Origin of the sequence: Streptomyces sp. NBC_00247 (assembly GCF_036188265.1) — a bacterium.
Lineage (GTDB): Bacteria > Actinomycetota > Actinomycetes > Streptomycetales > Streptomycetaceae > Streptomyces.
This window is the reverse complement of sequence record NZ_CP108093.1, coordinates 5,009,247-5,035,140: the sequence shown is the minus strand read 5'-3', so window position 1 is coordinate 5,035,140 and position 25,894 is coordinate 5,009,247. Positions and strand designations below refer to the sequence as shown.

Here is a 25,894-nt window from a genome sequence, read left to right as displayed (position 1 = left end):
GAGGGGGAAACCGTCATGACTGATCGGTGGTACGTCCTGATCGAGGAGGACACCCGAGAGACCCGGCGGGCCGACGGCGTCGAACTGAGGCTGCACCGATGGACGTTGGCGGCCAGCTACCCCGTCGACGGCGACGAGGCGCGGGCGCGGGCCGTGGCCGAGGACGCGGCGCTCCACTACGTGCCGGGCATCCTCGCCCGCCATGCCCGGCCGGGCGACGTGCCGGCCCGCAGCGCGTTCCTCACCCCCGACGGCTCCTGGCTGGTCCACGTCCGCCAGCACCACCGCGAGTGCCACGTCCGTGTGACCACCGCCCGTCTGGTCCACACGCGGCGGGAGCAGGAGGCACCGCCCAAGTCCCTCAAGGAGAAGTTCCGCCACGCGCTGGACGGGCCGGAACCGGGACCGGCCCCGTGGGCACCCGGGCGGGACACCTCTCCGTAGCGCCGTCCGGGACGCGCACCCGGTCAAGATCCGCCGGACACACCCTGAGCCGGGGCGCCGTGGGGCTACCGCGCGAGTGGCGCAACCACCCACGAATGTCCCGCTGTTCGAAAACTGTTCGCCGACCGTTCGCCCACCCGGCATAGTTTGTAGTGAGCATGATCAGGACCCGGGACGGCTCCGCCGCGGCAGAGCGTCCCGGGTCGTCCGCATGGGCGGCGGGGGGCCTTCGCCTTGGCAAGGGGACGCGCCACGCCGTAACACCCGTTGATCCCGGGCGCCTCGGCAGCCGGGGCCACCGGCGGACGCCCCCGTGACTGTGGAACCTCCTGCCCGCCTCCGCCATGGAGAAGGGCACCACCTTGCGTTTCAGACGTCCCTACAGATCATCCGGCCGCGCTCCGACGACCGGACCCACGACGGCTTCCGTCGCCCGGACGGGTTCCCGGACCCGGCTCCGCGTCAGCGGTACCGCCGTGTCCCTGGCCGTCGTCTGCGCACTGCTGGCGAGCCTCGTCGGCGCACGGCCCGCACCGGTGTCGCCCGCCATGGCGAACGTCGCGGACAGCTATGACGGCTTCGACGCGGCGGCGGCGGAGCAACTGCGGCAGGACCAGTGCCTGATGGCCGGCGCGTTGCGGGTCGGCGGCACCTCGACGGTACCGGTGGCACAGAACGCGCTGAACCAGTCGCCCGCCTCCCTGCACACGCTGGCCGACCAGGAGTACTGGAACGGCACTCCCCTGTCGACCGCGTACGAGCAGGACAGGGACGCCATCGACGCGACGAGCGACGCGCTGGTCGCCCGGCTCGCGGCCTGGCAGGTCCCGCTCAGCGGACTGTCCTACCCCTACAACTTCGCCAACAACGCGGAGTTCTACTGGCCGCCGGGCGTTCCCGGCACCACGGCGGACTTCTTCGACCAGGTGGGCTACGGGCAGTGGCTCGGCGACCAGTGGTGGAAGGACGAGAGCGACCTCTACGAGGACCCGACCCCGGTGGCGGACGACGCCACCGTGCAGGCGGTGAAGGACCTCGGGACGCCGTTGTACGGGGACCCCGATCCGTCCCTGCCCACCCAGGACTGGCAGCAGGCCTACGCCGAGCACCAGGCTTTCGAGGATCTGGTCGACGGATACGACCCGACCGGCGCCGACGACGCACGGATGTTCCTGTCCGCAGGCGGCTTCCCGCGTACGGCCCCGGAGCCGGGCAGCCTGGAGTTCCGGATCGCCGTCGAGGACCTGAAGTCCCGCTTCGCGTCCTGCGCGTGGCGCGACCCGATCGACCCGAACAGGGTCCTCGGGCAGGAACTCGCCACCGCGTCGGCCGAGTGGCAGCAGGAGATCGCCTCCCAGGCGACCCAGCGCAACCAGATCATCGCCGCGAACACGTCCGCCACCAAGGCACTCACCACGTCGGCGCAGGCGCTCGGTGAGATGCTCGGTCAGTCCTGGATCGCCGACCACCTCGCGCGCTGGCAGGACTACTGGTCCGCAGGCGGCACGGGTTGGATCGGCGACAGCCCGATGGCCATCCACGCCAACGGCTCGTCCTCCAGGTGTCTGGAGGTCGGCGGCAACTCCACCGCCGACGCGGCCGTCGTACAGATCTACACGTGCAACGGCGGCGCCAACCAGCAGTGGCGCATCAGTGGCGACACGCTCGTCAACGTCAACTCCGGCAAGTGTCTGGTACCGAAGGCCTCGGGCAGCGCGAACGGTACGGCGATGGTGCAGGGTTCCTGCGCCGTCAGCGGTACCAGCGCCAACCGGTGGAAGTACAACCCGCACGCCACCACGCCGCTGACGAACATCGCCAACGGCAAGTGCCTGAACCTGCCGAGCTTCACCAACAGCCAGGACGCCACCCTCTCGGCCTGCACGGGCGGTTCACCGCAGAAGCTCGACATCGTCCCCGCCGGCCACAACGGGACCGGCGACCTGGACTACCCGACCGCGGCCCAGTTCACCAAGGCCACCAAGGGGGTCGCCGACGCGAAGGCCGCGGCACAGGCCCAGCTGACGCTGATGCAGAAGCAGGCGCAGACCGCCGGCATCGCCGCCACCGAATCCGACACGTACCTCGCGTCGGCGTACGGCATCTCCGACCAGGCGGGCGCACCGAGGGGCCGGGGGCTGCTGGTCGGTCTCCAGAAGGCGCAGGTGACCAAGGCGTCGGCCTCCGCGATCAACGCGATGCTCGCCGCCGCTCAGACCGCGCTGTCGGCGACCAAGGCGTCCGCGGCGGACAGCGCCACCATCGCCGCTCTCGCCGTGACCCAGGCCGCCGCGACGACCGCGGCGTTCCGCAACGCCGCTGCCGAGGCCGCGAAGAACCAGGCGAAGGCCGCGGCGGACGCCGCCGCCGTCCAGGCGGGCAACGCCAAGACCGCCCGGGACACCGCCAAGGCGAAGCTGGCCGTGGCGCAGCAGGCGGAGGCTGACGCGAAGGCCGCGGCGGCGACCGCGCACGCGCGCCGCCTGGACGCGGAGGCGGAGGAGGCGACGGCGAAGGCGGAGAAGGAGACCGCCGCCCAGAAGCAGGCCGAAGCCGCCCAGCACAAGAACAACGCGCAGGAGTACGCCGGTCAGGCGGAGACGGCCAAGGGCAAGGCGGAGGCCGCCGACGCCACCGCCACGCAGAAGCGCAAGGACGCCGAATCGGCGGCCGACAAGGCGAAGGACCTGCGCGACGACGCCTGGGACGCCGAGCAGAAGGCCGACGCGGCGCGGGCCAAGGCCGACGCGAAGGGCGCGTACGCCCAGGCGGAGGAGAGCGAGAGCGACGCCCAGGACGCTCGGGACGCCGCCGACCAGGCCGACACCGCCGCCGACGCGGCGGAGAGCGCCGCGGTGTCGGCGCGTTCGGAGGCGGACGCGGCCACCCAGGCGGCGGCCGACGCCGACGCCGCCGCCACTCGCGCGGAGGCCGCGGCGAAGCGGGCGCACACCGACGCCGACGCGGCCCGGGCCGCCAAGTTGAAGGCGGACGCGGCGGTCGCCACCGCCACCAGCGCCGCCGCCGACGCGATCACCGCCTCGAAGGCGGCGGCCACCGCGGCGAGCGCGGCGGTGAGACTCGCCGACGAGGCCGAGGCGCACGCCGCCGACGCGAAGACCCAGGCCGACGCGGCGAACACCGCCGCGCTGACCGCGATCTCCGGTGCCAACACCGCGGCCGGGCACGCGTACACAGCCGCGCAGGCGTCCGTCGACGCGGGCAACGCCGCCCTCCAGGTGGCGGCCCCCGCCAACGACGCCGTCCAACTCGGTGCTCCGTACGTCACCACCGACTCGGCGGCCGGGCTCGCCGTACTGACCGGCCAGTCCGCCAAGACGATCGCGGAGCAGCAACGGGCCGTCGCCGAGGCCCACGCCCAGAACGCCCAGGCGGCGGCGGCCCAGGCGGCCAGCACCGCCAACGCCGCCACCGGTGACGCCAAGGCGGCCTACACCCTGGCCGCCGAAGCGGCAGGTTACGCCGCCGACGCCCGCAACTCCGCGAAGGCGGCCCTGGGGTATGCGGCGGAGGCAGCCGGCTACGCCTCGCAGGCGGCCCAGTCGCTCTCCCGGACCGTCGCGTACGACAACCAGGCCACCGCCGACGCCCAGGCCGCCGACGAGGCCGCCGGCCGCGCCGACGGTTACGCCCAGCAGGCCCGCGACTCGGCCGACACCGCGGCACTCGACGCCGAAGCCGCCCGCAGCGCCGCCGCCCAGGCGGAGCAGGCCGCCGAGGACGCCCGGGCCGCCGCCGACGACGCCGACGCCCAGGCCACCGCGGCGGAGGAGGCCGCCAAGAACGCCCAGGCGTACGCGGAGTCTGCCCAGCAGGCGGCCGACGAGGCCGAGAGGGCGGCGAACGCCCAGCAGATCGCGACCGGCACGGTTCCCGACGACACCGGCGCTCTCATCGGCGGCATGTTCTACGTCGTCGACCACTACGAGAACATCGGTGAGCCGCAGGTCCTGAGCAAGACGGACGGCTGCGACGGCTGGATCGACAAGCTCTTCTACAACGGTGACTGCACCATCACCGCGAAGATCCGCTACCAGGCGCTCCTCGATGTGTACATGTGCACCGCCGAGGGTGGTTCGCAGTACACGTGTCCCGCCGCGGACACGGTGTACCTGGGTCTCTTCCCGTCCGACGAGATGACCGAAGAGGTCACGCACACCATCACGATCGGGGAGTACCAGGAGGGCGTCGACCCGATCGACATCCTCTTCGGCAGCTGGATCAAGTGCGCCCAGAAGGTCGTGCCGGGCGGTGCGAGCGGTAGTGGCGTCGGGTGCGCCTGGGCTGCCCTGGACGTGGCGGCCATGTTCGCCGGCAAGATCATGCGGACCCTCGGCGACGCGGTCCGGGCAGTGGACGCCTCGGCCCGTACCGGCATCGGGTTCGTCGACGCGTGGCGGGGTCTGCGTGCGGCCGGTCTGCCCGAGAGCGCCGTCACCGGCATCGCCGCCAAGGTGTTCCAGAAGCTGAAGGCCGCCTGTCTGAAGGACAGCTTCCCGGCCGGAACACCCGTGCTGCTGGCCGACGGTGCTTCCAAGCCGATCGAGGAGATCGGTGTCGGCGACAAGGTGCTCGCCACCGACCCGAGTGCGGACATCACGCGCTCGGCGTCCGTCACGGGGACGCTCTCGCACCCGGCGGACCGGCTCCTCCTGATCACCCTCGCCGACGGCGGGCAGATCCGGACCACACCCGGACACCGGCTCTGGTCTCCGGGACGCGGCTGGGTCCAGGCCTCCGAACTGCGGGTAGGGGACCCGCTCCGCACCGCGTCCGGTACCTCGGACGGCATCGTCGGCATCGGCCCGGTCGTCGCGCCGCAGACGGTGTGGGACCTGAGCGTCGCCGACCTGCACACCTTCTACGTGCTCGCGGGCGCGACTCCCGTACTGGTCCACAATGTCAACTGCCCCGACTACGTGGACGTGTATCCGAGTGGTCGTGGGGTCGTCGCCGGCCTGGACGAAGAAGGAATCATGACGCTCGCCATCGAGGCGGGTGCGGACACCCCCCGAGGCGGTGAGATGTTCAACGCCGCGCTCGCCCACTTCGGCGACGCGGTCAAGGGCGTCAAGGGGTACTGGCAGGACGGTGGCACCCTCATCGACAACCTGGACTCCTTCAACGCGGCCGTACGGGGCGGCGCCACCCTGGAGGAGGCGGCCCTCGCCACGTTCACGGGGAAGATGGCCTCACGGGCGGGCTTCACCCGCGTGGAGATGGTCGAGCTGAGAGGGATGCCGGGGGCCTATACGGAGGTGGGCGCCCTCTTCCACTGAAGGCTGTCCGGTGGGCCGGGGCCGGATCGGGCGTCGGGCCCCGGCCCTGACTCGCCGGACACCACGTGAGTCGGACAGATGAAAGGGGGCGGACGCACGCGTATACACGTGCGTCCGCCCCCACTCCCCCTCGGTACGAGAACACGAGCGACGAAGGACTGATCGTCATGGCAGGCATCGAGAGCACCGCGGAGAAGCTGAAGGCCTCGCACGCCGGAGGGGCGGGCGCGGTGGAGGTGGCGTCGATCGCCAGGGAGGAACTGGGCCCGGGGTTCGGCGCCATGGCGTTCATCGCTTGCTTCCGTCTCGCGTTCGCCGTTCCGCTGCCCGTCCTCCAGCGCGCCCAGGCGTGGGAGGGATTCGGCTGGGGGGACAGACACATCTCCGACGAGGAGTTCACCGCCCTTCTCGCCCCCTGGCTCGCGGCGCCGAATCGCCCCGCCGACTGAGGACTTCACGGGGCGACGGCACAGCGAGATCCCCGCACGCAGAACTCCCGGGTACGTTCCTTCGTCCCCACAGGAGGGGGAGGGCCGCACGAGCGCCGTGCGCCGGGCATCGACGGAGGTTCCCATGCGAAGAATGAGACTGCCGAAGGCCCTCGGGGCGGTCTTGCGGCCACGCCGGTGGCCGGAGCTGGTCCCGCGCACCCGGCGAGGTCAACGGCGGTCGCTCCAGGGCCTGATGGTGGCCTGTGCGGTGGCGCTGGCGCCGATGACGTGGATGTACGCGTCGGCCGAGGCGCACGTACGGACCACGGCCGACGCGCCGCGCGAGGACGTCGCCGTGGTGTTCGGCGCCGGGCTCTGGGACGGGAAGCCGACCCCGTACCTCGCCCACCGGCTGGACGCGGCGGCCGAGTTGTACCGGGCCGGCAAGGTGAGGGCCCTTCTGGTGACCGGCGACAACAGCCGCACGGAGTACGACGAGCCGGACGCGATGCGCACGTACCTCACCGCGCACGGGGTGCCCGGACCGCGCATCGTCAGCGACTACGCGGGCTTCGACACCTGGGACTCCTGCGTCCGGGCCAAGAAGATCTTCGGGGTCGACCGCGCGGTCCTGGTGAGCCAGGGGTTCCACATCCGGCGGGCCGTCGCCCTCTGCCGGGCCGCCGGGATCGACGCGTACGGGGTCGGCGTGGACGAGCCGCACGACGTCACCTGGTACTACGGAGGTACGCGCGAGGTCTTCGCGGCGGGCAAGGCGGCCCTGGACGCCGTCTTCCGGCCCGACCCGCACTTCCTGGGCCACAAGGAGACCGGGGTCGCGGACGCGCTGGCGGCGAAGGCGGGTTGAGGGGCCGGCGGGGGCGGGCGGTGAACGGGTGGACCGCGCATGGCGGTCCACCCCACGGGGAATCACGGCTGGGTGAAGTCGACGGGGGACGTGCAGGACGGGTACCGCGCGTGGCTGCCCTTCTGGCTGCGGGGACTGATCGTCCTCGCGGCGGGGTGGGTCGTCCTTCTCTGCGGCCAGCAGCTCGGCGACATGTACACGAAGGCCACTGAGTACCGCCGGGCGCCGGTCTGCGCGGCAGGGAGCGGGTACGACGGCGACGGTGCGGCCTGCGTGCGGCACGAGACGGCCACGGTGACCGACCACCGGACGCGCCTTTCGTGTCACTCCGACGGCACCAACCCGATGGAAGGGGGCGGCGTCAACTGCGTCACCTTCCACGAGGTCAAGGCGGAATGGCCGGACCACTCGGCCTGGTTGTCGGTGGACGCGAAACCGTACGAGAAGATCAGGATGGGCGACCGGGCCGAAGTCCGGCTGTGGCGGGGGGAACCCGTGGGTCTGGTGGTGGGCGGCGACACCTACTCCTACCTGGCGGTCTCGCGGTTCCGGATTCTTCTGTGGTGCGCGCTGATCTGCCTGTTCGTGGCGGTGGCCGCGCGGACGGTGTTGAGCGCGCGGCCCTGGCGTGCCGACGACTTCCCCCGCGACGGGCGGTTGCTCGCGCTGCTCGCGGCCCTCGGCGTCGGGTGGCTCGGCACCCTGGCACTGTTCGGCCAGGACCCCGTGGCCCGCTACCTCACGATCGCGTGGACGGGGGTCATGGCCCTCTGGATCGCGTGCGCCCGCCGGACGGACTGACAGCCCCCTCCGCCCGTGTCGGCGTCACCCCGTACGGCGGGGCAGGGGGTGCCGGTGGCGTGCCGCCTATCCGGCAGGGCGTCCGGCAGGGTCGGTGATCTCCCACGAGTGGTGCGCCGGGTGGTCGGCGAAGAACCCGCAGGGACCGAGCAGTTCGTCGGAACGGGTACACCGGAGCAGTACGACGCGGTACATGCGGCCGCCGGCTGTCCAGCGGATCCATACCCCACCGCCGAGCCGGTCGTCGTCCCACAGCAGGTACGCGTGTTCGTCGGGGTGCCGTTCCCCGAGTACGCACCGGATGGGCCTTGGCTCGGCCGGGGTTCCGTCACGGCGGGCCGCGCGCTGCGAGGCAGGCAGCAGGGCGACGGCGGTGCACTGGATCACCGTGCACTTCCTCGCGGGGCGAGGCGCACGGGAGCGCCTCCCTCGGTTCGTCGGTCCTCGGCCGGTGGGCCCGGTACGGAAGTCGCCGAGGGGTTGCCGGCTTCCGCCTCCGGGTGTTCGGCCGCCTGATGACGTCTGCGCAGGACTCGCCAGTCAGTCGCGGCGCTCAGGTCGCCCGTCCGCTCGGCGTCCTTCTCGGCCCAGTCGAAGTCCTGACAGACAGGGCAGTCGGCAGGGGCGGGGGCGGGGGCGGGGGCGGGCGACCGTCGCGCCTCGGTGGGGGTGGCGCCTTCGGGGGTGGCGTCTTCGGGGCTCGCACTCACAGCACATCACCCCGACTCCGGGCGTTGCAGCGCGCGTTCTCCGCCCGCAGCCGCTCTGTCGGGCTCGCCGGCCGTACGGACTCGGGGGCGGCTTCCCACTCGATCCCGCCGCCGACGGGCCTTATGGCCCAGTACGGCCCGGCGACCCCTCGGAACTCCCCGACACGATCCTCACGGCTGGTGTCCACCATGAGTGCACCGGGGCGCGGGAGCGTTCCGTCGGGGTCCCGCTCCGCCGGATCACCGGCGTCTGGCACGGAAGGCACGGACATGGGCAACTCCTCTCTGTAGCCGTTTCGCTACCAGGAGGCTTCAGAGTGACCTACTCTTAAAACGCCTTCAACCTCCACGAAACTGAATGAAAGATCGATGAAGAGTGGCAAATCGCAAAGAGTTAGACCCGGGGGCGAGCCCTCGCGCGGCCTTCGGGGAACGTCTGCGCAGGCTGCGAGAGGAACGCGGGTGGACACAGGACGAGCTGTCCGCCCGCACGGGATATTCCGCTTCGCATATTTCCGGGGTGGAAACTGGTGCACGAACTCCAACTGCCAAGTTCACCGCAAGTACCGACCGGGCCCTGGGCACGGGCGACGCACTGACGCGGCAGGGGGCGGCAACCCGAAACAGCGCGATCCTCGACGGCTTCCCGGAGTTCGTGGCGCACGAGGGGCGGGCGACAGAGATGTGGCTCTTCGAAATCGGCGCGGTACCAGGGCTGTTCCAGACTCAGGCATACGCTGCTGCCATCACCCGGGGTGCGGTTCGGCGAGGTGCCATCACCCACGTCCAGGCCGACGAACGGCTGGCGCTTCTCGCCCGACGCCAGCAATCCCTCGCTCGCACACCAGCCCCGCAGGTCTACGTCGTTCTTGACGAAAGCTGCATCCGGCAACACGTCGGTGGTCCGACGGTCATGACGGAGCAACTGGACCATCTCGTGATGGTCGCCGACATGCCGAACACTGTCGTGCAGGTGGCAACTTTCGGGCTCGGAGAACGCCGCTCACTGAACAAGCCGCTCACTCTGGTAACCCTGGCGGACCGCTCACACGTTTCCTACGCGGAGTCAGCGCACTCTGGGCAGTTGGAGCGCGACAGTCGCTTCGTCGAGCCACTCCTGACGGCCTACCATCAGCTTCAGGCCGAAGCGCTTTCACAGGCCGAGTCCGTGGCCATGATCATTCAGGTACGAAAGGGCATCTCGTGACTACCGAATCCCTCCGCTGGTTCACGTCTTCCTACAGCACCGACGGTGGCCAGTGCGTCGAGGTCGCCACCAACCTCGTCGCCACGCACGGCACGGTCCCCGTCCGCGACTCCAAGGACACGAGCGGCCCGGTTCTGGGCATCTCCGCCACCTCGTTCACCGCGTTCGTGGCAGGCGTCAAGGCCGGCAAGTTCAGCAGCATCTGACAAGTCGTTCAACCCGTTCGGCACGAAGCCCCCGCCCTGCCAGAACGCAGGGTGGGGGCTTCTTCTGTCCCTCAGTCGACCAACCGGTGGCAAAGCCCACAGAACCACAGTTGTTTCAGTGCCACTTGGGCCTCATAGGCCGGTTCGCACGGCGTGGAGCGGGGCAGACCAAAGCGTCACTCCAGGTGACCGCGCCCCGTGACTCCAACCGACAGAGACGAGAGGCAATCCGGTGACTGCCGACGATTCCCCCTACTGGTTCACGTCCTCCTACAGCAACAATGGCGGCGCCTGCGTAGAGGTCGCCACCAACCTCGTCGCCACCCACCACACAGTCCCCATCCGCGACTCCAAGCACACGAGCGGCCCGGTACTGGGGGCTGAGGAACATCCGTGTCAGATCGTGCGCTAAGGGATCGCTGGGTTGTTTCGTGCTTTGACCTGGGGTGATTGAGCGTCGGAGCCTTCGTGGGTCGTTGTTGTCGATCTTCGTAGAGCTGTTGTGGCGGTCGAGTTCCTGACGGATGAGCAGGCGGCCCGGTATGGGTCGTTCCGCGAGGCGCCTTCGCGGGCGGAGCTGGAGCGGTACTTTTTCCTGGACGACGCGGACCGGCAGGCGGTGCAGGCCAAGCGGCGGTCGCACAACCGGCTCGGGTACGCGGTTCAGCTGACGAGTGTGCGTTTTCTGGGCCGGTTCATGCCGGACCCGCGGCAGGTGCCGGCGGAGATGGCCCAGTATCTGGCCGGGCAGTTGGAGATCGCGGACGCCTCGTGCCTGAAGCTGTACGGCGAGCGGGACGGCACGGCCCGTACGCACGCCGGGGAGATCCAGGAAGCCGGGGGCTGGCGGGACTTCGCCGAGGTCCGCGAGGAGCTGGCGGGCTGGCTGGACGCGCGGGCATGGACGACGGGGGACGGGCCGAAGGCGTTGTTCGACGCGGCAGCGGGGTGGCTGCGCGAGGGCCGGGTGCTGCTGCCGGGAGCGAGTCGACTGGCCCGGCTGGTGGGCACGGTGCGGGAGGCGGCGAACCAGCGGCTGTGGGACACCCTGTACGGGATGCTGAGCGTCGGGCAGCGGGCGGTGCTGGACTCGCTGCTGACGGTGGCGCCCGGTGAGCGGGTTTCGGAGCTGGACCGGCTGCGGCGCGGTCCGGTGCGGGTGTCGGGTCCGCAGATGAGGCGGGCGCTGAAGCGGGCGGAGGAGATCGCCGCGCTCGGGATGGGCGCCCTGGACGTGTCGGGGATACCGCCGCGGCGCCTGGCGGAGCTGTCCCGGTACGGGGTGGACGGCAAGGCGTCGCTGCTGCGCCGGCACTCCGACGCCCGGCGGCTGGCGGCTGGCGACGTTGCTGGCCACCGCGGTCTACCTCACGTCGCGGGCGGTGGACGACGCACTGGACCTGCTGGAGGTGCTGATCGCGACGAAGCTGCTGGCCCGGGCGGAGCGGGAGAGCGCGAAGGAGAAGCTGAAGACACTGCCGCGGGTCGAGCGGGCGTCGGTGAAGCTGGCGACCGCCTTCCAGGTCGTGTTCGACACCACGAGCGAGCAGGTCGACACCGACACCGGGGAGATCGCCCCGCCGAAGGTGGCGAGCCTGGACGCGATGTGGGCGGCCATCGAGCAGGTGGTGCCCCGCGACGAGCTGGCGGCGGCGATCGCCGCCTTGTTCGAACTGACCCCGCCGCTGGACTCCGACGCCGACGAAGCATGGCGGGCCATGCTGATCAACCGGTTCGGTACCGTCCGTCCGTTCCTGAAGCTGCTGGTCAGCGTGGTGGACTTCGACGCCACCCCGGAGGGTGAGGCCGTGCTGGGCGCGCTGTTGTCGCTGCCGGGGCTGATGGGCCGCAAGAAGGTCGGCCCGGCTGAGATCGACACCGGTCTGCTCACCGGCTCCTGGCGGCGTCCGGTCCTGGCCGCGCCCCACCTGGAGCCGGGGACGGTGGACTGGAGGGCGTACACGTTCTGCGTGCTGGAGCACCTGCACCGGATGCTGCGCAGCAAGCAGGTCTTCGCCCGCAACTCCTCCAAGTGGGGCGACCCGCGGGCGAAGCTGCTGGCCGGCGAGGCATGGAAGCAGGCAAGGCCGACCGTGCTGGCCTCGCTTAACCTGCCCGGGGAGGCGGGCGGGCACCTGGCGGCGCGGGCCGCGCTGCTGGAGGGCACCTACCGGGAGGTCGCCGCCCGGGTCCCGGACAACGCGCAGATCGTCTTCGACGGCGACGGCCGTCTGCACTTCGCCGCCCTGGAGCCGGAGCCCGAACCGGCGTCCCTGCTGGACCTGCGGGCCGCGGTGAACGCGATGCTGCCGAGAGTAGACCTGCCCGAGGTGCTGCTGGAGGTGTTCTCCTGGACCGGCGCCGACCAGGCGTTCACCTCGGTCACCGGCGGTGATGCGAGGCTGAAGGACCTGCCTGTGACGATCGCGGCGCTGCTGGTCGCCCATGGCTGCAACGTCGGCTACACCCCGGTGATGGGCGGCGCGGATGCGCTGAAGTACGGCAGGTTGTCCCACGTGGACCAGACGTATCTGCGGCTGGCGACCTACCGGGCCGCGAACGCGACCCTCATCGAGCACCAGGCGTCCATCGATCTCGCGCAGGCGTGGGGCGGGGGCCTGGTCGCTTCGGTGGACGGGATGCGGTTCGTCGTTCCCGTCCCCGGCGTGTACGCGCGGCCGAACCCCAAGTACTTCGGGCGCCGGGGCGGGGCGACCTGGCTCAACATGATCAACGACCAGGCCGCAGGACTGGGCGGGAAGGTGGTGGCTGGCACCCCGCGCGACTCCCTGTACGTACTGGATGTGCTCTACGACCGCGATGGCGGCAAGCGCCCGGAGATGATCGTCACCGACACCGCGAGCTACAGCGACATCGTGTTCGGCCTTCTCACCCTGGCCGGGTTCGCCTACGCTCCGCAGCTCGCGGACCTGCCGGACCAGAAGATGTGGCGCATCGACCGCACGGCCGACTACGGCGCCTTCCAGGACGCCGCCCGCGGCCGGGTCGACCTCGCCCGCATCGAGCGGCACTGGGAGGACATCCTGCGGATCATCGGCTCCATCCACACCGGAGCCGTCCGCGCTTACGACGTCATCCGCATGCTGTCCCGCGACGGTCGCCCCACCCCGCTTGGCGACGCGATCGCGCACTACGGGCGGATCGCGAAAACCCTGCACATCCTGCGCCTGGCCGACGAGCCCGGATACCGCCGCCAGATCAAGGTGCAGGCCAACCTCCAGGAAGGCCGCCACGCGCTCGCCCGGAAGATCTTCCACGGCCGGGCAGGGCAGCTCTACCAGGACGGCATGGAGGACCAGATCGGCGCGCTGGGCCTCGTCCTCAACGCACTCGTACTGTTCAACACCCGCTATATGGACGCCGCCGTAGCCCAGCTCCGGAGTGACGGTTTCGGGGTCCGGGACGAGGATCTCGCCCGGCTCTCCCCGTTCGTGCGACATCACATCAACGTGCTCGGCCGGTACTCCTTCCAGCTCCCCGACCTGCCCGGTGGCCTGCGGCCCCTGCGCGACAAGACCGCCGTGGACGAGCTGTGACGGGGCAGCGGTGGGGCCGGCGCCGGACGGTGCATCCCTGTGGGGCCGGGCGCGCGGGCCGGGCTGGACGGAAGGGGTCAGGTGTCAGCGCGGTACGCCGAGGCCGTCGAGGACGATGCCCACGGCCCGGTCGAGTGCCTCGCCTTCGCTGAGGTCCGTGGCGTATGCGAGGGCGCGCAGGAGGAGGGAGACGTCGTCGCCGGTGACGTCGGGGCGCGCGGCGCCGGCGGCCTGGGCGCGGTGGAGTGCGCCTTCGAGGGCCGCGCGGAAGGCGTCGGCGGCCTCGGTGACCGGCCGGGACAAGCCCTGGCCGTCGTCGTCGTGCGGGGGCAACAGGTCCAGCAGGGTCATCTTCACCGGCCCGGCCGCCGCGAGGGACTTCATCAGGGAGGCGAAGGCTTTTCCGGCGTCCTGGCTTTCGGCGAGCGCCAGCGCCTGGGCGGTCAGCTTCTCCAGGTAGCGGCACGCGGTGGCCTCGATGAGGTCCTGCTTGGTGGCGAAATTCCGGAAGACGGTGGCGATGCTGACCCCGGCCCGCTGCGCGACCTCATCAGTGGAGGCGGCGGCCCCCTTCTCGGCGAACACATGCTCGGCGGCCAGCAGGACCTTCTCCCTGTTGGCGGCTCCGTCGCGGCGCATAACCGACCCCTTTTGCAAACGTAGTGGACACTACGTATGATGCGTAGTGGAGACTTCGCTTAAGGGTAGGGGGTTTCGCCCCGCTGTGCCAAACGCGCGGGACGCCCCATGTCCGACGAGCGCCCTGAACAGAACGGGCCGATGAGCGCACAGCCCTCCCAACCGCAGGCCCTCAGGGCGCCGGCGTGGCAACGGCCCTCCCCACGGGCCAGCAGAAAACACAAGGAGAACCAACCATGTCCGTAACGGACGAGAACACCACTGTCGTGATCGTGGGCTCGGGTGTCGCCGGGCTCGCCCTCGGCAACTTCCTCCTGCGCAGCGGGATCGACTGCGTGGTACTGGAGCGGCACAGCCGCGAATACGTCGAGCAGCGCCAGCGCGCGGGGGTCATCGACCCCAGGGCCGCGCGCATGTTCCGCGAGTGGGGCCTGGAGGACCGGGTCCTCGACGGCGCCCCCTTCGCGCCGGTGCTGAACTTCCGCGTCGACGGCGAGACGCGACCCTTCCGGTACGTGACCGACGACCACGTCGACGGACGCTTCTGCCCCCAGCAGGTCCTCGTGCGCAACCTCATCGACGTCTTCGTCAGCGACGGCGGCGACCTCCGCTTCGAAGCCGAGGACGTCGAACTGGAGGACCTCACCGGCCCCCGGCCCCAGGTGCGCTACCGCGACAGCACGGGCGTGACGCGGACCATCACCTGCGACTTCATCGCCGGCTGCGACGGAGACCACGGCGTCAGCCGGGCGAGCATCCCCGACAACGTACTCACCCGCCAGTCCCACGAGTACGGGTACGCCTGGCTGACCGTCCTGGCCGACGCCCCCGCCAACCACCAGTCCATGATGGCGATCCACGACCGGGGATTCGCCGGCCAGTTCGCCCGCGGCCCCCAGGCCAGCCGCTTCTACCTCCAGTGCCCGCTGGACACCGCCGTCGAGGAGTGGACGGACGACCGGATCTGGGAAGAGATCGAGGCACGCTTCGGCGAACCGGTCACCGCGAAGGGACCCATCACCAGCAAGACGCTGGTGCCGCTGCGCAGCGTGGTCTACGACCCGATGAGCTACGGCCGCCTGTACCTGCTCGGTGACGCCGCGCACATCGTGCCGCCCATGAGCGCCAAGGGCATGAACCTGGCGCTGCACGACGCCGACGTGTTCGCCACAGCCGTCCTGAAGCAGGTCAAGGAGCAGGACGCGGGCCCGCTGGAGGCGTACTCCGCCACCTGCCTGAAGCACGTGTGGAACTACCAGGCGTACGCCGCATGGTTCACCGACCTCATGCACGACGCGGGAGACGTCTCCTACCACGGCGAGTTCCGGCGCAGCCTCGCACGCGCCGAGTTCGAACGCCTCTACGACTCCGAGACCGCCAACCGGCTCTTCGGTGAGTTCCTCACCGGCTTGAACTGAGCCTCCATCTCCTGGCCGAGTAAACAGAGTTTGCAGGCATGAGCAGCCGAGCCACCAGCACCTGCGGGGGCCGGAACGGGGTTCCCCGTTCCGGCCCCCGCAGGTGCTGGTCATGAACACCGTGCCGTGACGGTTCGGTGGCGCAGCTTCATCCGCTGCTGCCTCCCGGGGCGAGCAGACTGGTCAGTTCCGCGATTGCCTCTGCAGAGGGCTTGAAGTATCGGCGCACGTTCTCCGGCTTCTTGTGCCTCGACTTCGCCATCAGCATCAGCAGCGACGCCCCCTGCTCCCCCAGATGGGTCAGAGCGGAATGGCGGTACTCGTGCAAGTCCCAGCCGGTACCGGGCCCCCGCACAGCCGTGTGCTCATCCAGCAGTGCACGGGCCTGGCCGTAGGAGAGGCGGGCCAGACCGGTGTCCGGGCATACGTCACGCGGGTTGACGACCTTCCCCGGACCGGGGCGGCGGTGGGTGACGAACACCGGGCCCCGGGAACGGCCACGCAGCAGGCGGGGCAGAAGCCGGGCTGTACCAGCGTCCCAGTAAACGGTCTCCAGCACGAAGTCCTCACGGGCCTGGCCCCGGCGTCGGGCCTTGCTCCGGGCGCCCTTGGCCTTGACCGAACAGCGGCGGCCACCGAGGTCCAGGTCCTCGATGTTCACGCCGAGGACCTCCTCCGTGCGGGCGGCGGTCTCATACAGCGACCGCCGCGGCGCCCCACAGCAGTTCCAGGGCCTCGCCGATCTCGTCGTCCGCGACCGACCTCAGCGGGCGAGCCTCCCCGATCTGCTCGGCTGTCTTGCCGACGCCGACTCCGTAGCTGCGGACGGTATTCGGATTGCGGAGCGAGCCGAGGAAGGCGTCAGCCGTCGCCCGGACGGTCAACGCCTTCCCTGCCGGCAGTTGTACGACAGTGGGCACCGCTTCCCCCTTGCCACGGATAACAGGGCCGCTTCATGTACAGCCCGGCGGACGTCACCGCAGGTAACGAACCAATCTCCCACAGATAATAGGGCGTTATCCGTGGAACGACTTCAGACCGGCCCCACAGCCGATGCTCCGTCAGCCGCCCACCAGGATCAACGAACGCTTAGCGCACGATCTGACACAGATGTTCCTCAGACCCCGTACTCGACATCTCCGCCACCTCGTTCACCGCATTCCTGGCAGGCCTCAAGGCCGGGGACCTCGGCACCGTCTGACGTGCGGCACGCAGCTGGGCCGCCCGCTTCGTCCGGCGGATCCGGGGCCGGGGCGGTGGCCGGAGGATCGTGGCGGGGGTCGGGGTCACGAGGGCCACGAGGTCCGTCCGCCGACCGACGCCGGTCCCTCGACCGCCGGGCGTGCGACGCCACATCGCGCGCCCCGCTTCGAGCAGCTACCGGGGTCACGTCAACAGGTCTTTCCGCATGAGGAGGCACATCGTCTCGTGGCGGCGGATCGTCCCGTCTGGCCCTTCCTCGTCCCAAGCGTCCGCCTCCCGGCCGTAGGCGACGTAGCCCAGACGCTCGTACAGGGCTCGTGCCCGGGGGTTGTCCTCCTCAACGGCGAGTTCGGCCCTGTGCAGCCCACGGTCCCGGACCCGTTGTTCTGCGGCCCGGACGAGCAGGGTGCCCAAGCCGCAGGACTGCAGTGCCGGCAGGACGGCGAACTGCCACAGGGTTCCGGCGCCCTCGGAGACCTGGTAGTCGATGCCGCCGATCGCCACCGGCAGATCCGCCGGAGTACAGACGGCCAGGTAGTCCACCTCACCCGCCACCGCGCGGGCCAACTCCTTTTCCACGTGGCGGAGATGGAGAGCCGAACCCGACCAGGTACAGGCCGGGAGGTCTCCCGGCAGAAGATCGCGCACCCGCACTGACAGCGTGAGGGGCGTTCCGGTGTGGTCGTTTTCGGCAGTCACAGACCGAGCATGCGACAGCGACCACGGCACGACAACGCGTTTCCCGGCCTGCGAACACGCTGACTCACGGGCGGAGCCAGAGACTGATCACTGCGGGGTGACGGTGGTGTGGTGGACCTGGCCCTCTCGTCGTAGGCCGGAGGCAGACTGCGGGTGAGCATTCAGCCCTCCGGATAGAAGAGGAACAGCGTGCAGCCGCTGGTGGTCGAGGGCAGGTGCCACGAGCCGGCCGGGGCATGCAGGAACGTGCCCGCCGGATAGTCGCGTGCTCCGTCGTTGAAGGTGCCGCTGAGCACGTAGACCTCCTCCGGGCCGGGTTCGTGGACGTCACGTCGTGGCCATGAGGTCCCCGCTTCCATCTCCAGCACATTGGCGTGCGCACCATCCTGCCCTCGCCAGAGGGGGCGCAACCGGATGCCTGGGAAGAGCTCACGGACCGGGGATTCGTCGACTGAGGCGGAGGTGTAGCCCTCCTGCGCGAGGATCTCAGGATGCATGCCTGCAACGGTGCCGTGCCGGGCGGTGCGAAGACAGAGCCCCGGTGGACACGGTGGGGTACTTTCCTGCCATGCATCGCGTGGTGGTTTTGGTGCGACCCGTGCAGTCGACGTTTGAACTCGGCTGCGCCGTCGAGGTCTTCGGCACGGAGCGGTCGGGCCTACCGCAGTACTACGCATTCGAGACGTGCACGGAGACACCGGGCCCGGTGCCGACCACGGCTGGGTACGCGATATCCGTGTCGAACGGGTTGTCGGCGCTCCAGGCCGCGGACACCGTGATCATCCCGGGCTGGCTGCCTGTGGAGGAGTCCCTCTCCGACGTCGTGCGCCGGGCGCTGGTGCGGGCGCACGCGCGCGGGGCCCGTCTGGTGACGATCTGCTCAGGGGTGTTCGCGCTGGCTCGCACCGGGCTGCTGGACGGCCGTTCGGCCACCACGCACTGGGCGCGCGCCGAGCAGTTGCGCCGTGAGTTTCCCCTGGTGCGCGTGGAGCCGGACAGGCTCTACGTGGATCACGGTGATGTCGCCACCAGCGCCGGCGCTGGCGCCGGGCTCGACCTGTGCCTGCGGCTGGTCCGGAAGGACCACGGGGCCCCGTACGCCGCCCTGCTCGCGCGGCACATGATGATGCCGCCGCACCGCGAGGGCGGCCGAGCGCGGTACGCGACGCCCGCGCCACCCGGGGATGCGCTCGACGGCCTGCTCGAATGGGCCGACGAGCGCCTCGGCACACCGATATCGGTGGACGATCTGGCCGCTCACCTCGGCGTATCGCCCCGCACCCTGGCCCGGCGCTTCGCGGACCGGCTCGGCACGAGCCCGGGTACGTGGTTGCTCTCCCGCCGGATAGACGCGGCGCGCACCCTGCTGGAGGAGACGGACCTGCCGGTCGAGGCGGTAGCGGCCCGTGTCGGCCTCAGTTCCGCGGTCAACTTGCGCCGCCGTTTCCGCGCCCGGACGGGTACGACCCCGGGCGCCTACCGGCGAACCTTCCGGGTCCTGTGATCCGGACGACAGGCCCTGAGGGCGGGCGGCACAGCTCTCAGAACATGCCGTGGGCGGTGCCCGGCACGGTCGGCCGTCGCGGACGAGGGGTGCACGCCCGTCCGCGACGGCCAGGCTCCGTCAGCGGCGACCGGCGCCCAGCGGGTCCCCCGCCTTGCGGACGACCTTGGCGATCCAGGCCATGGCCTCGGGTACGTCGTAGTTCCCGGCGTGCGGCTGGTTCCAGGCGAGCCGGTAGTCGACGTCCTCGACCTGCTTGTCCGCTTCGAGCGCCCGGTCGAGGTTGAGCGAGACGGTGAACGCGGTGTCCCGGTCGCGGGTGCCGGCGCGGACGTACCAGTGGGCGGCGGTGTCGGCGCCGGTGCCGATGAAGTCCATCGGGTCGATGAGGTGGATCTGGTCGTCCACGGTGGTGGAGCGCTTGGCGGTGTACTGGGCCCAGGTCAGGCCGGTGTCGTCGATCCCGCTGCCGTCGCCGGGGACGTCGTTGTGGTCCCAGCTGTACTGGGTGTAGTTCATGTACTTCTGCGTCGCCGGGCCGAAGAGGTTGGTCTCCGTGCCGCTGGTGGTGTTGCCGTTGACGCCCACGGCGTCGAAGGCGGGGGTCGTCTTCAGGGTGGCCTGGGCGACGACGAACGCGAGGTACTTCTTCATGTCGACCGAGCGCACCGTGCGGGTGGCGGTGTCGACGTCGATCCAGTCGTTGACGTACGACTTGGTGGTGGGCGTGCCGCCGGGGAAGCCGCCGCCGGACTGGAGGTCGAAGGTGGAGCCGAGGGCGGGAATCGCGTTCGCCGGATCGGCCTTCAGGTAGGTCTCGGCAGAGCGGACGAGTTCCTTCCTGATGGTGTCGATCATGTTGGCGGCGGTGAGCTTCGAGCCGTCCGGGTTGCGGAGCCCGAGGCTCTTCTCGTACGCGGGGAACTGCGCGGCGATCGCGGCGGCGTCCTCGGGGGACGGGTTCTGGCCGGTGTCCGCGCGGGTGTCGAGGATGTCGTACAGCCACTCGTACGCCTTGTCGGCGTTGCCCAGGTCGGTGATCGGGCAGTACGCGTTGACGGCGAAGACGTCGTCGCGCAGGGTGCTGCGGCCCTTCGCGTCGATGCCGGCGGCGCCGATCTCGGCGAGGTAGGGGTCGTACTCGGCGCTGTTGCCGGAGGCGCCCAGGATCGACACCAACGCGCCGCCGCCGCTGGTGCCGTTGATGACGATGCGTTCGGCGCTGCCGGGCATGGCGGCGTCGTTGAGGCGCAGGTAGCGCACGGCCGCCTTGGCGTCGACCACCGCGGCGGGGGCCTTGCCGGGGGCCGTACCGTCGGCACCGAGCAGCCCGCGGCTGCGGTTGGCGACGTCGGCGAAGACGTACCCGGCCTTCAGCGCGGCGCCGACGTTGCTCGTCGCGCTGTTGTAGGAGGCGCCGCCGGTGACGCTCGCCTTGATGTAACTGGCCATCCAGCCGCTGTTGTTCACGGCGAAGTAGATCGGCGCGCGCTGGTTGCCGAAGGCGCTCTCGGGGACGAACACGTTCATGGCCTGGTAGCCGCATGCGGTGTTGGAGATGGTGGTGTTCCCGAACCCGCCGGACTGCTGCGCCGCCGCCTCGACGGGCTTCGCGACGTAGCAGATCTCCTTGTACCAACGCACGTTCATCGGTTGGCCGTCGACGGTGACGGTGATCGTCGTGTAGGCGGCGGAGTCGAAGGCCAGGGCGGCGTCCTCCGCGTCCACGGCATGGGCCCGCTTCGAGGCCTGGGCCGGGGCGCCTTTGCCGGCCGCCGCGAAGGAGGACGGTACGGCGAGAGCCGTGAGGGCGAGCGAGCCCGCGACCGCGACGCCCCTCAGGAGGTTCTTACGGGATACGGAACGCCGTGTCTTCCGTACGGCGGTGGAGTGTTCGGGCGCTTCGCACCCGTTGGGCGCCGAGATCCGCTGCATGGGGTCTCCCCTCGTCGAGCGCCAAGTGCGTTCGCGCACAGGGCACTTCGTCGGAACTCCGGCCTCAGGGCCGAAGCGGGACGCACGCTACGGGATTGTTGACAATATTCCCAGCGATATCGCCAACATTTTGGTCGACTGAGGATTCCCTGTGAGGGCGGAGGGGCGGGCCGGTCTGCGCCCGGGGGGAAGATCTCCCCCATGACACCGCCTGATGCCGGAGCTGCCGACGATGCCGAAATGCGCCGCTGGGAAGAGCGGTTGGGCTGGGCATCCGGATTGACGGCCGACGATCCCGGCGAACGGAGCGCGGCGGCAGCCCTGTGCGCCGACACCCGGAGAGCTACGGACAGGGCCCGCGACCGGATGTACGCGACGTGGCGCTCGACGGCACGGTTCGGGCGATGGATGCCATGGCGGCAGCGGGCCCGCCTGCGGGCGCAGGGGGCGTACGACGAAGCCCGGAGCCACTCGCTGCCCCACGCGGTGTGGCATCGCCCGTCCGGCGACATCAGAGCATGGCCGGGGCTGCCCTACGCGTTGCTCTTCCTCGAGTGGGAGGCCAGGTATCCAAGGGACTGGACCCGGCACGCCAAGGACTGGGGCACGAAGCAGGGCCTCCTGCGGGGCCTGGCTGTCGCCGGCCACGGTGAAACGGTCAGGTCGAAGCTGACCGACCTCGTGGAGGTCGTCGTCCAAAGGCCGTACCGCTGCAAGGACCGCGAGTACGTCCGTGTCGCCCGGGCCGTGGACAGTGCGGATCTGCGCGCCAGACTGGAAGCCGTCGCCGGGTCGGACACGCCTTGGGCGCGGCGGAACGCCGGGTACGTGCTCTGGGCCCTCGAACACCCCGACGCGTCCAGCACGGTTCACGCGTGGCGGAAGTGGAACGCGACCGAGACCGGGGAGTGAGACACCCGACCTCCCCGCCCCGCGACCTCAGAGCGCGTCGTCGCCGGCGCCCCGGACGAGCTCCCGGTGGGACTCCTGCATCGCCGCGGGAAGCGCGTCCACGTCGAACCACCTCGCCTCCAGGATCTCGAAGTCGTCGATCTTCAGAGTTCCGCCGACGAGCCGCGCCTCGTAGGCCACTTCGAGGCGGAGCCGGTAGCCGCTCTTCAGCCGCACCAGGCGCCCCGGCTCCACGTCGAGCCCGGTCTCCTCCTTCACCTCGCGGACCACCGTGAGCGGGAACTCCTCGCCCTTGACGGCGAAGCCGGTCGGCAGCCCCCAGGGGTGCTGCGCGGCCCACAACCGGTGCTTCAGCAAGAGGACTTGACCGGCGTCGTTCCGGACGACCCCGGTGACTCCCACGTTGAACTTGGCGTGCGCGAGCCACAGGACCCGCCACTGGAGGGGACCGCGTATGAGCCGCCAGAGCTGCGCGACGAGTCGATGCATGGGGAACCTTTCATCGGCGGGTCATGGGTACTGCCTCACCCGCAACACTCCTCCATGGTCCCCTCACAGCGCCGCGCGACCCCTCACGTCCCGCACACGCCCCTCCCCCGGTGCGTGCGCGGCGCGCTCACGGCGTGCGCCGGTCCGGGGCGGGGCGAGGAGGGCGGTGGTCCAGCCAGTCGCCGCCCGGGATGCGCGGGCCGCTCGCGCGCAGCGTGCGCAGGACGGCCGAGGCCGCGAGGTAGACCCAGGCGCGGACGGTCCCGGAGCCGGGCACCTCGACGTCCCGGGCGACCCGTTCGTAGAGGTTGCGGGGGTCTTCCGGGCCCAGGTACGTCTCCAGCCGGTCCAGGGCGGCGAGCAGCCCGCCGTACTCCTCGGGCGCGGCGGTGATCAGCGCCCCGTGGACCGTGCCGTCCCCGTCGGTGGCGAAGGGGTACCCGGGGCCGTCGTAGAGCGCCCCGCCGTGCAGCAGCGCCGGCTGCTCCCGGACGTCGAGGCCCCGGACGTACCGGTCGTGGTTGTACTCGCCGGGCCGCAGGGTGCCGTAGACGAAGAAGGGCAGCGGCCCCTCGGCGCGGACCGCCCCGGAGCCGGGTACGGGTTCGGGGCCGGGTATGGGTTCGGGGCCGGGTATGGGGCCGGCCGACTCGGCGGTGGCCGTCACAGCTCCACCGTCGAGGACGTCTGGTCGGTCACCCACGCGAGGTAGCGGGCGCTGCCCCGGACGATCGGGGTGGCGATGATCTCGGGGGTGTCGTAGTCGTGCGCGGCGCGCAGGTGTTCCTCCAGTTCGTCGTAGCGCTCGGCCCTCGTCTTGAAGAGCACCTGCCACTCCTCGGCGGTCTCCACGGCGTTGTGCCAGTGGTAGACGGAGGTGATGGGCGCGGAGATCTGCGCGCAGGCGGCGAGCCGCGCCTCCACCACGCCCCGGGCCAGGTCCCGCGCCTTCTCCTCGCTGTCGGTCGTGGTCTGCACGGTCAGCCATGCGGCCGGTGGCGTCGCCATGGTGGGCTCTCCTCGGGGTGCGCGGGTTCCGGGGCGCGGCTGCCCCGGTGGTCCGGTACCGATTGTCGGTCCGTACCGCGTCCCGCGCCGCCCGGACACCGGGAGCCGAGGCGCCCGGAGGTGACGGCCGTTCAGGGGGCCGGCATCCGGATCGCCGGGGGCGAACACGGGAGCACCACATCGCGCGGGCCCAGGAGGAGGGGAAGCCGCAGCCCGTCCCGGGCAGGGGATGGCCGGAAACAGTCTTCTCTTCATTCAGCGACCCAGGCAATTGCTCGCATATTCGTTTCCGCACTTCACGAGAACGAGCCGATTTCCGCCATGATCGATTCAGCGCGAACCACCACTGCCCCCATCGTCCGTCCTCCCTTCCCGCCACTTTCCTCCACCCCTCTCCACATTGCCGCAGAAAATACAGCGGGAAATTGACCCTTTATCTAAATACTACTTTTACGCCACCCTCCCGGCACGGTTATCCGAAAGGGAGACCAGGGAATATTCACCATGAGCACGGAAAGCGAGAGCCGCCTTACGGTCCATTTCTCACCGCTCGACGGAAATGAAGGGCCGCTCGCCGACCGTACGCACAGCCGTCCCGCCATCCCCGGGCGGGACGGCGCCCACCGGTTGCACCCCGCAGGTGCGCAGAGCCCAGGAGACGGCATGGCCGTGACGCCCAGGTCCGCGTCCTCATCCACCCCCTCCGAATCCACCCCCTCCGAATCCACCCCCTCGGATCCGCCCGTTTCCCCGCAGGACGGCGACGCCCGAGCCCCCGCTCTCGACGACTCCGACCCCACGTGCGACCCCTTCCCACCCGGCGGCGAGCAAGGCCCCGCCGGCCCGCAGGGGCCTCCCGGACCTCAGGGCCCAGCCGGTCGCGCGGGCTGTCCGGGCCCGATCGGCCCTCCGGGGCCCACCGGCCCGAGCGGACCCACCGGCCCTGCGGGATCACCGGGGCCGGAGGGCCCTGCCGGTGCGCAGGGGCTTCGCGGCATCGAAGGCCCGGCGGGCCCCGAGGGCCCCTCCGGGCCCGTCGGAGCCGAGGGGCCCGTGGGGGCGACGGGCTCGGAGGGCCAGCCCGGCCGGGACGGCAGGGACGGAAAGCCAGGAGCCCACGGGCTGTCCGGAACGGACGGCCGGGAGGGCCCGGCCGGGCCTCGGGGGCCGCAGGGTTCTCGGGGCGACCCGGGCCCCGAAGGTTCCGCGGGCCTTCGCGGCCCCCGCGGACCGAAAGGGGAGCCGGGGGACCCGCCCAGTCCGGAATTCCTGCGCCAGCTCATCCGGGAGGCCCTCGCCGAGGCCGGATTCTGCACCCCCGCCTGAAAACCGCCCTGAAACCGCCCCGATAATCTTCCGGATACCCCTTGCAGGTCTTCCGCGTCCCGCCGAAAGCCCCCTCCTTCGCGCACGACGGCGAATCGTGCCGAATTCCGTGTCGAGCGGGTCGCACGAGTAGGCGGCCACCACGGACAGGGCGCTCCCCATCGAATGCGACGCGTCGCACGCCGGAGAGACGCCCGCATCCCGTCGGATGCGGGCGTTCCGACGTCGTGGCGGTGTGCCGCGGTTCCCGTCGCGCACCGCCAGACGTTTCGGGACACCCCCCGGAATCACGGGCCACCCCCGAGGAGGGAGAGCCGCCCCTCCCCGCCCCTCGGGGCTGCCACCCCCCGGCGACTTCGGGCCGGGGGGCCTCACGAATTACCGTGGACTTCATGATCCCTCCCTCTCCCGTCCCGTACGTCGAGTTCGACGGTCACCCCGCCACCCCGGACGACCTGCGGATTCCCGCCTTCTCCGGCTACGGCCACTTCACCGCCTTCCAGGTCGTGGACGGCCGCGTACGGGGCTGGGACCTCCACCTGAACCGGCTGCGCGCCGCGAACCAGGAGCTGTTCGGCCTGGACCTGGAGGCGGATCTGCCGCGCCGGCTGGTACGCGGGGCCCTGTCGGGAGCGGGGGTACGGGACGCCACGGTGCGGGTGCACGGCTTTCTGCCGCCGGGCGCGGTGAAGACGGTGCTGATGGTGACGGTGGCCCCGCCCGCCGGACCGGCGAAGACGCCGTTGAGTCTTCTCTCGGTGCCGTACGCCCGCGATCTGCCGCACCTCAAGCGGCCCGGCGACTTCAGCCAGACCTACTACGGCAGGCTGGCGGTGCGGTCGGGGTACGACCAGGCACTGCTGACCGCCCCCGGCGGGGTGGTCACCGAGGGCTCGGTCACCAACGTCGGTTTCTGGGACGGCGATCATGTGGTCTGGCCGAACGGTCCCGCGCTGATCGGGATCACCATGGCGCTCCTGGAGGAGGGGCTCGCCCTGGCCGGGGCCCCTTCGGTCCGCCGGCCGGTGGCCCTGGAGAGCCTCGACGCCTTCCCGGCCGCGTTCGTCACCAACTCCCGGTCCATCACCCCCGTCCACCGGATCGACGACCGGACGTACCCGGTGGACGCCGGACTGATGGAACTGCTGGAGAAGGTGTACCGGGACACCCCGGCCGACCCGGTCTGACGCGGGCCGGCTCCACGGCCCGGCGTCACACGGGCGGCTACCGACGGGCG

Annotated in this window: 21 protein-coding genes and 2 pseudogenes; 13 read left to right on the top strand and 10 right to left on the bottom strand. The window is 70.8% G+C overall.

Features of this window, described 5'->3' with window-relative positions:
• The first annotated feature begins 15 nt into the window (after nt 1-15).
• The 5 genes from OHT52_RS21870 (at nt 16) to OHT52_RS21850 (ending at nt 7,844) form a co-directional block, all read left to right on the top strand.
• The gene (locus tag OHT52_RS21870) at nt 16-444 is read left to right on the top strand and encodes a hypothetical protein (protein ID WP_328721873.1); all 429 of its coding nucleotides are present in this window, start codon (nt 16-18) and stop codon (nt 442-444) included.
• Between the two features lie 476 nt (nt 445-920).
• Nucleotides 921-5,744: an RICIN domain-containing protein gene (locus tag OHT52_RS21865; protein ID WP_328721872.1), complete on the top strand. Its 4,824-nt coding sequence runs from the start codon at nt 921-923 to the stop codon at nt 5,742-5,744.
• Between the two features lie 167 nt (nt 5,745-5,911).
• Complete coding sequence (locus OHT52_RS21860; RefSeq protein ID WP_328721871.1) at nt 5,912-6,193, top strand: hypothetical protein; 282 nt, start codon at nt 5,912-5,914, stop codon at nt 6,191-6,193.
• 133 nt (nt 6,194-6,326) lie between these two features.
• Nucleotides 6,327-7,043: a SanA/YdcF family protein gene (locus tag OHT52_RS21855; RefSeq protein ID WP_328721870.1), complete on the top strand. Its 717-nt coding sequence runs from the start codon at nt 6,327-6,329 to the stop codon at nt 7,041-7,043.
• Between the two features lie 39 nt (nt 7,044-7,082).
• Complete coding sequence (locus tag OHT52_RS21850) at nt 7,083-7,844, top strand: hypothetical protein (RefSeq protein ID WP_328721869.1); 762 nt, start codon at nt 7,083-7,085, stop codon at nt 7,842-7,844.
• 66 nt (nt 7,845-7,910) lie between these two features.
• Here OHT52_RS21850 and OHT52_RS21845 read toward each other — a convergent pair whose 3' ends face one another.
• Nucleotides 7,911-8,231 (bottom strand): hypothetical protein, encoded by a 321-nt coding sequence (locus OHT52_RS21845; RefSeq protein ID WP_328721868.1) that lies wholly within the window; start codon nt 8,229-8,231, stop codon nt 7,911-7,913.
• Between the two features lie 319 nt (nt 8,232-8,550).
• A complete protein-coding gene (locus tag OHT52_RS21840) occupies nt 8,551-8,745 on the bottom strand; it encodes a hypothetical protein (RefSeq protein WP_328723842.1) in 195 nt (64 codons plus the stop codon).
• 185 nt (nt 8,746-8,930) lie between these two features.
• Between OHT52_RS21840 and OHT52_RS21835 the strand changes: the two genes are divergently transcribed.
• The 4 genes and pseudogenes from OHT52_RS21835 (at nt 8,931) to OHT52_RS21820 (ending at nt 13,524) form a co-directional block, all read left to right on the top strand.
• Complete coding sequence (locus OHT52_RS21835) at nt 8,931-9,761, top strand: helix-turn-helix domain-containing protein (protein WP_328721867.1); 831 nt, start codon at nt 8,931-8,933, stop codon at nt 9,759-9,761.
• Nucleotides 9,758-9,967, top strand: a complete 210-nt coding sequence (locus OHT52_RS21830; RefSeq protein ID WP_328721866.1) for a DUF397 domain-containing protein — start codon at nt 9,758-9,760, stop codon at nt 9,965-9,967. The genes OHT52_RS21835 and OHT52_RS21830 overlap by 4 nt, the downstream gene beginning before the upstream one ends.
• A gap of 232 nt (nt 9,968-10,199) precedes the next feature.
• Nucleotides 10,200-10,379, top strand: coding sequence for a DUF397 domain-containing protein (locus OHT52_RS21825; RefSeq protein ID WP_328721865.1), 180 nt, complete (start codon nt 10,200-10,202; stop codon nt 10,377-10,379).
• A 90-nt stretch (nt 10,380-10,469) separates the two neighbouring features.
• Nucleotides 10,470-13,524, top strand: a pseudogene (locus tag OHT52_RS21820) (Tn3 family transposase).
• A gap of 84 nt (nt 13,525-13,608) precedes the next feature.
• On the opposite strand, the gene OHT52_RS21815 reads toward OHT52_RS21820, so the two are convergent.
• Nucleotides 13,609-14,163 (bottom strand): TetR/AcrR family transcriptional regulator, encoded by a 555-nt coding sequence (locus tag OHT52_RS21815; protein WP_328721864.1) that lies wholly within the window; start codon nt 14,161-14,163, stop codon nt 13,609-13,611.
• A gap of 236 nt (nt 14,164-14,399) precedes the next feature.
• On the opposite strand from OHT52_RS21815, the gene OHT52_RS21810 reads away from it, so the two are divergent.
• The gene (locus OHT52_RS21810; protein WP_328721863.1) at nt 14,400-15,581 is read left to right on the top strand and encodes a 4-hydroxybenzoate 3-monooxygenase; all 1,182 of its coding nucleotides are present in this window, start codon (nt 14,400-14,402) and stop codon (nt 15,579-15,581) included.
• Between the two features lie 148 nt (nt 15,582-15,729).
• Here the strand turns inward: OHT52_RS21810 and OHT52_RS21805 are convergent.
• The 3 genes and pseudogenes from OHT52_RS21805 to OHT52_RS21795 form a co-directional block, all read right to left on the bottom strand.
• Nucleotides 15,730-16,501 (bottom strand): annotated as a pseudogene (locus tag OHT52_RS21805) (tyrosine-type recombinase/integrase).
• A 466-nt stretch (nt 16,502-16,967) separates the two neighbouring features.
• Nucleotides 16,968-17,483, bottom strand: a complete 516-nt coding sequence (locus OHT52_RS21800) for a GNAT family N-acetyltransferase (protein ID WP_328721862.1) — start codon at nt 17,481-17,483, stop codon at nt 16,968-16,970.
• Nucleotides 17,484-17,644: 161 nt separating this feature from the next.
• Nucleotides 17,645-17,980 carry a cupin domain-containing protein gene (locus OHT52_RS21795; RefSeq protein WP_328721861.1) on the bottom strand — a complete coding sequence of 112 codons (336 nt, stop codon included), beginning with the start codon at nt 17,978-17,980 and terminating at the stop codon, nt 17,645-17,647.
• A gap of 71 nt (nt 17,981-18,051) precedes the next feature.
• On the opposite strand from OHT52_RS21795, the gene OHT52_RS21790 reads away from it, so the two are divergent.
• Complete coding sequence (locus OHT52_RS21790) at nt 18,052-18,987, top strand: GlxA family transcriptional regulator (RefSeq protein ID WP_328721860.1); 936 nt, start codon at nt 18,052-18,054, stop codon at nt 18,985-18,987.
• 120 nt (nt 18,988-19,107) lie between these two features.
• Here OHT52_RS21790 and OHT52_RS21785 read toward each other — a convergent pair whose 3' ends face one another.
• A complete protein-coding gene (locus OHT52_RS21785) occupies nt 19,108-20,922 on the bottom strand; it encodes a subtype B tannase (protein WP_328721859.1) in 1,815 nt (604 codons plus the stop codon).
• 240 nt (nt 20,923-21,162) lie between these two features.
• Here OHT52_RS21785 and OHT52_RS21780 point away from each other — a divergent pair, with 240 nt between their 5' ends.
• Nucleotides 21,163-21,834 (top strand): hypothetical protein, encoded by a 672-nt coding sequence (locus OHT52_RS21780; protein ID WP_328721858.1) that lies wholly within the window; start codon nt 21,163-21,165, stop codon nt 21,832-21,834.
• Nucleotides 21,835-21,861: 27 nt separating this feature from the next.
• Here OHT52_RS21780 and OHT52_RS21775 read toward each other — a convergent pair whose 3' ends face one another.
• The 3 genes from OHT52_RS21775 to cutA all read right to left on the bottom strand — a co-directional run bounded on the left by OHT52_RS21775 (nt 21,862) and on the right by cutA (nt 23,331).
• Entirely contained in the window at nt 21,862-22,323 is a 462-nt protein-coding gene (locus tag OHT52_RS21775; protein ID WP_328721857.1) for an NUDIX domain-containing protein, read from the bottom strand.
• A gap of 127 nt (nt 22,324-22,450) precedes the next feature.
• Entirely contained in the window at nt 22,451-22,942 is a 492-nt protein-coding gene (locus tag OHT52_RS21770; protein ID WP_328723841.1) for a gamma-glutamylcyclotransferase family protein, read from the bottom strand.
• Between the two features lie 44 nt (nt 22,943-22,986).
• Nucleotides 22,987-23,331, bottom strand: coding sequence for a divalent-cation tolerance protein CutA (gene cutA / locus OHT52_RS21765; protein ID WP_328721856.1), 345 nt, complete (start codon nt 23,329-23,331; stop codon nt 22,987-22,989).
• A 1,718-nt stretch (nt 23,332-25,049) separates the two neighbouring features.
• Here cutA and OHT52_RS21760 point away from each other — a divergent pair.
• Nucleotides 25,050-25,844 carry an aminotransferase class IV gene (locus OHT52_RS21760; RefSeq protein ID WP_328721855.1) on the top strand — a complete coding sequence of 265 codons (795 nt, stop codon included), beginning with the start codon at nt 25,050-25,052 and terminating at the stop codon, nt 25,842-25,844.
• The last annotated feature ends 50 nt before the right edge of the window (nt 25,845-25,894 follow it).

Excerpts from the sequence above, each read along its gene's own strand:
- OHT52_RS21870 (WP_328721873.1), top strand. The coding sequence starts at position 16 with ATGACTGATCGGTGGTACGTCCTGATCGAGGAGGACACCCGAGAGACC.
- OHT52_RS21860 (WP_328721871.1), top strand. The coding sequence starts at position 5,912 with ATGGCAGGCATCGAGAGCACCGCGGAGAAGCTGAAGGCCTCGCACGCC.
- OHT52_RS21855 (WP_328721870.1), top strand. The coding sequence starts at position 6,327 with ATGAGACTGCCGAAGGCCCTCGGGGCGGTCTTGCGGCCACGCCGGTGG.
- OHT52_RS21850 (WP_328721869.1), top strand. The coding sequence starts at position 7,083 with ATGGCGGTCCACCCCACGGGGAATCACGGCTGGGTGAAGTCGACGGGG.
- OHT52_RS21840 (WP_328723842.1), bottom strand. The coding sequence starts at position 8,745 with ATGGTGGACACCAGCCGTGAGGATCGTGTCGGGGAGTTCCGAGGGGTC.
- OHT52_RS21815 (WP_328721864.1), bottom strand. The coding sequence starts at position 14,163 with ATGCGCCGCGACGGAGCCGCCAACAGGGAGAAGGTCCTGCTGGCCGCC.
- OHT52_RS21810 (WP_328721863.1), top strand. The coding sequence starts at position 14,400 with ATGTCCGTAACGGACGAGAACACCACTGTCGTGATCGTGGGCTCGGGT.
- OHT52_RS21795 (WP_328721861.1), bottom strand. The coding sequence starts at position 17,980 with ATGCATCCTGAGATCCTCGCGCAGGAGGGCTACACCTCCGCCTCAGTC.
- OHT52_RS21790 (WP_328721860.1), top strand. The coding sequence starts at position 18,052 with ATGCATCGCGTGGTGGTTTTGGTGCGACCCGTGCAGTCGACGTTTGAA.
- OHT52_RS21785 (WP_328721859.1), bottom strand. The coding sequence starts at position 20,922 with ATGCAGCGGATCTCGGCGCCCAACGGGTGCGAAGCGCCCGAACACTCC.
- OHT52_RS21780 (WP_328721858.1), top strand. The coding sequence starts at position 21,163 with ATGCGCCGCTGGGAAGAGCGGTTGGGCTGGGCATCCGGATTGACGGCC.
- OHT52_RS21775 (WP_328721857.1), bottom strand. The coding sequence starts at position 22,323 with ATGCATCGACTCGTCGCGCAGCTCTGGCGGCTCATACGCGGTCCCCTC.
- cutA (WP_328721856.1), bottom strand. The coding sequence starts at position 23,331 with ATGGCGACGCCACCGGCCGCATGGCTGACCGTGCAGACCACGACCGAC.
- OHT52_RS21760 (WP_328721855.1), top strand. The coding sequence starts at position 25,050 with ATGATCCCTCCCTCTCCCGTCCCGTACGTCGAGTTCGACGGTCACCCC.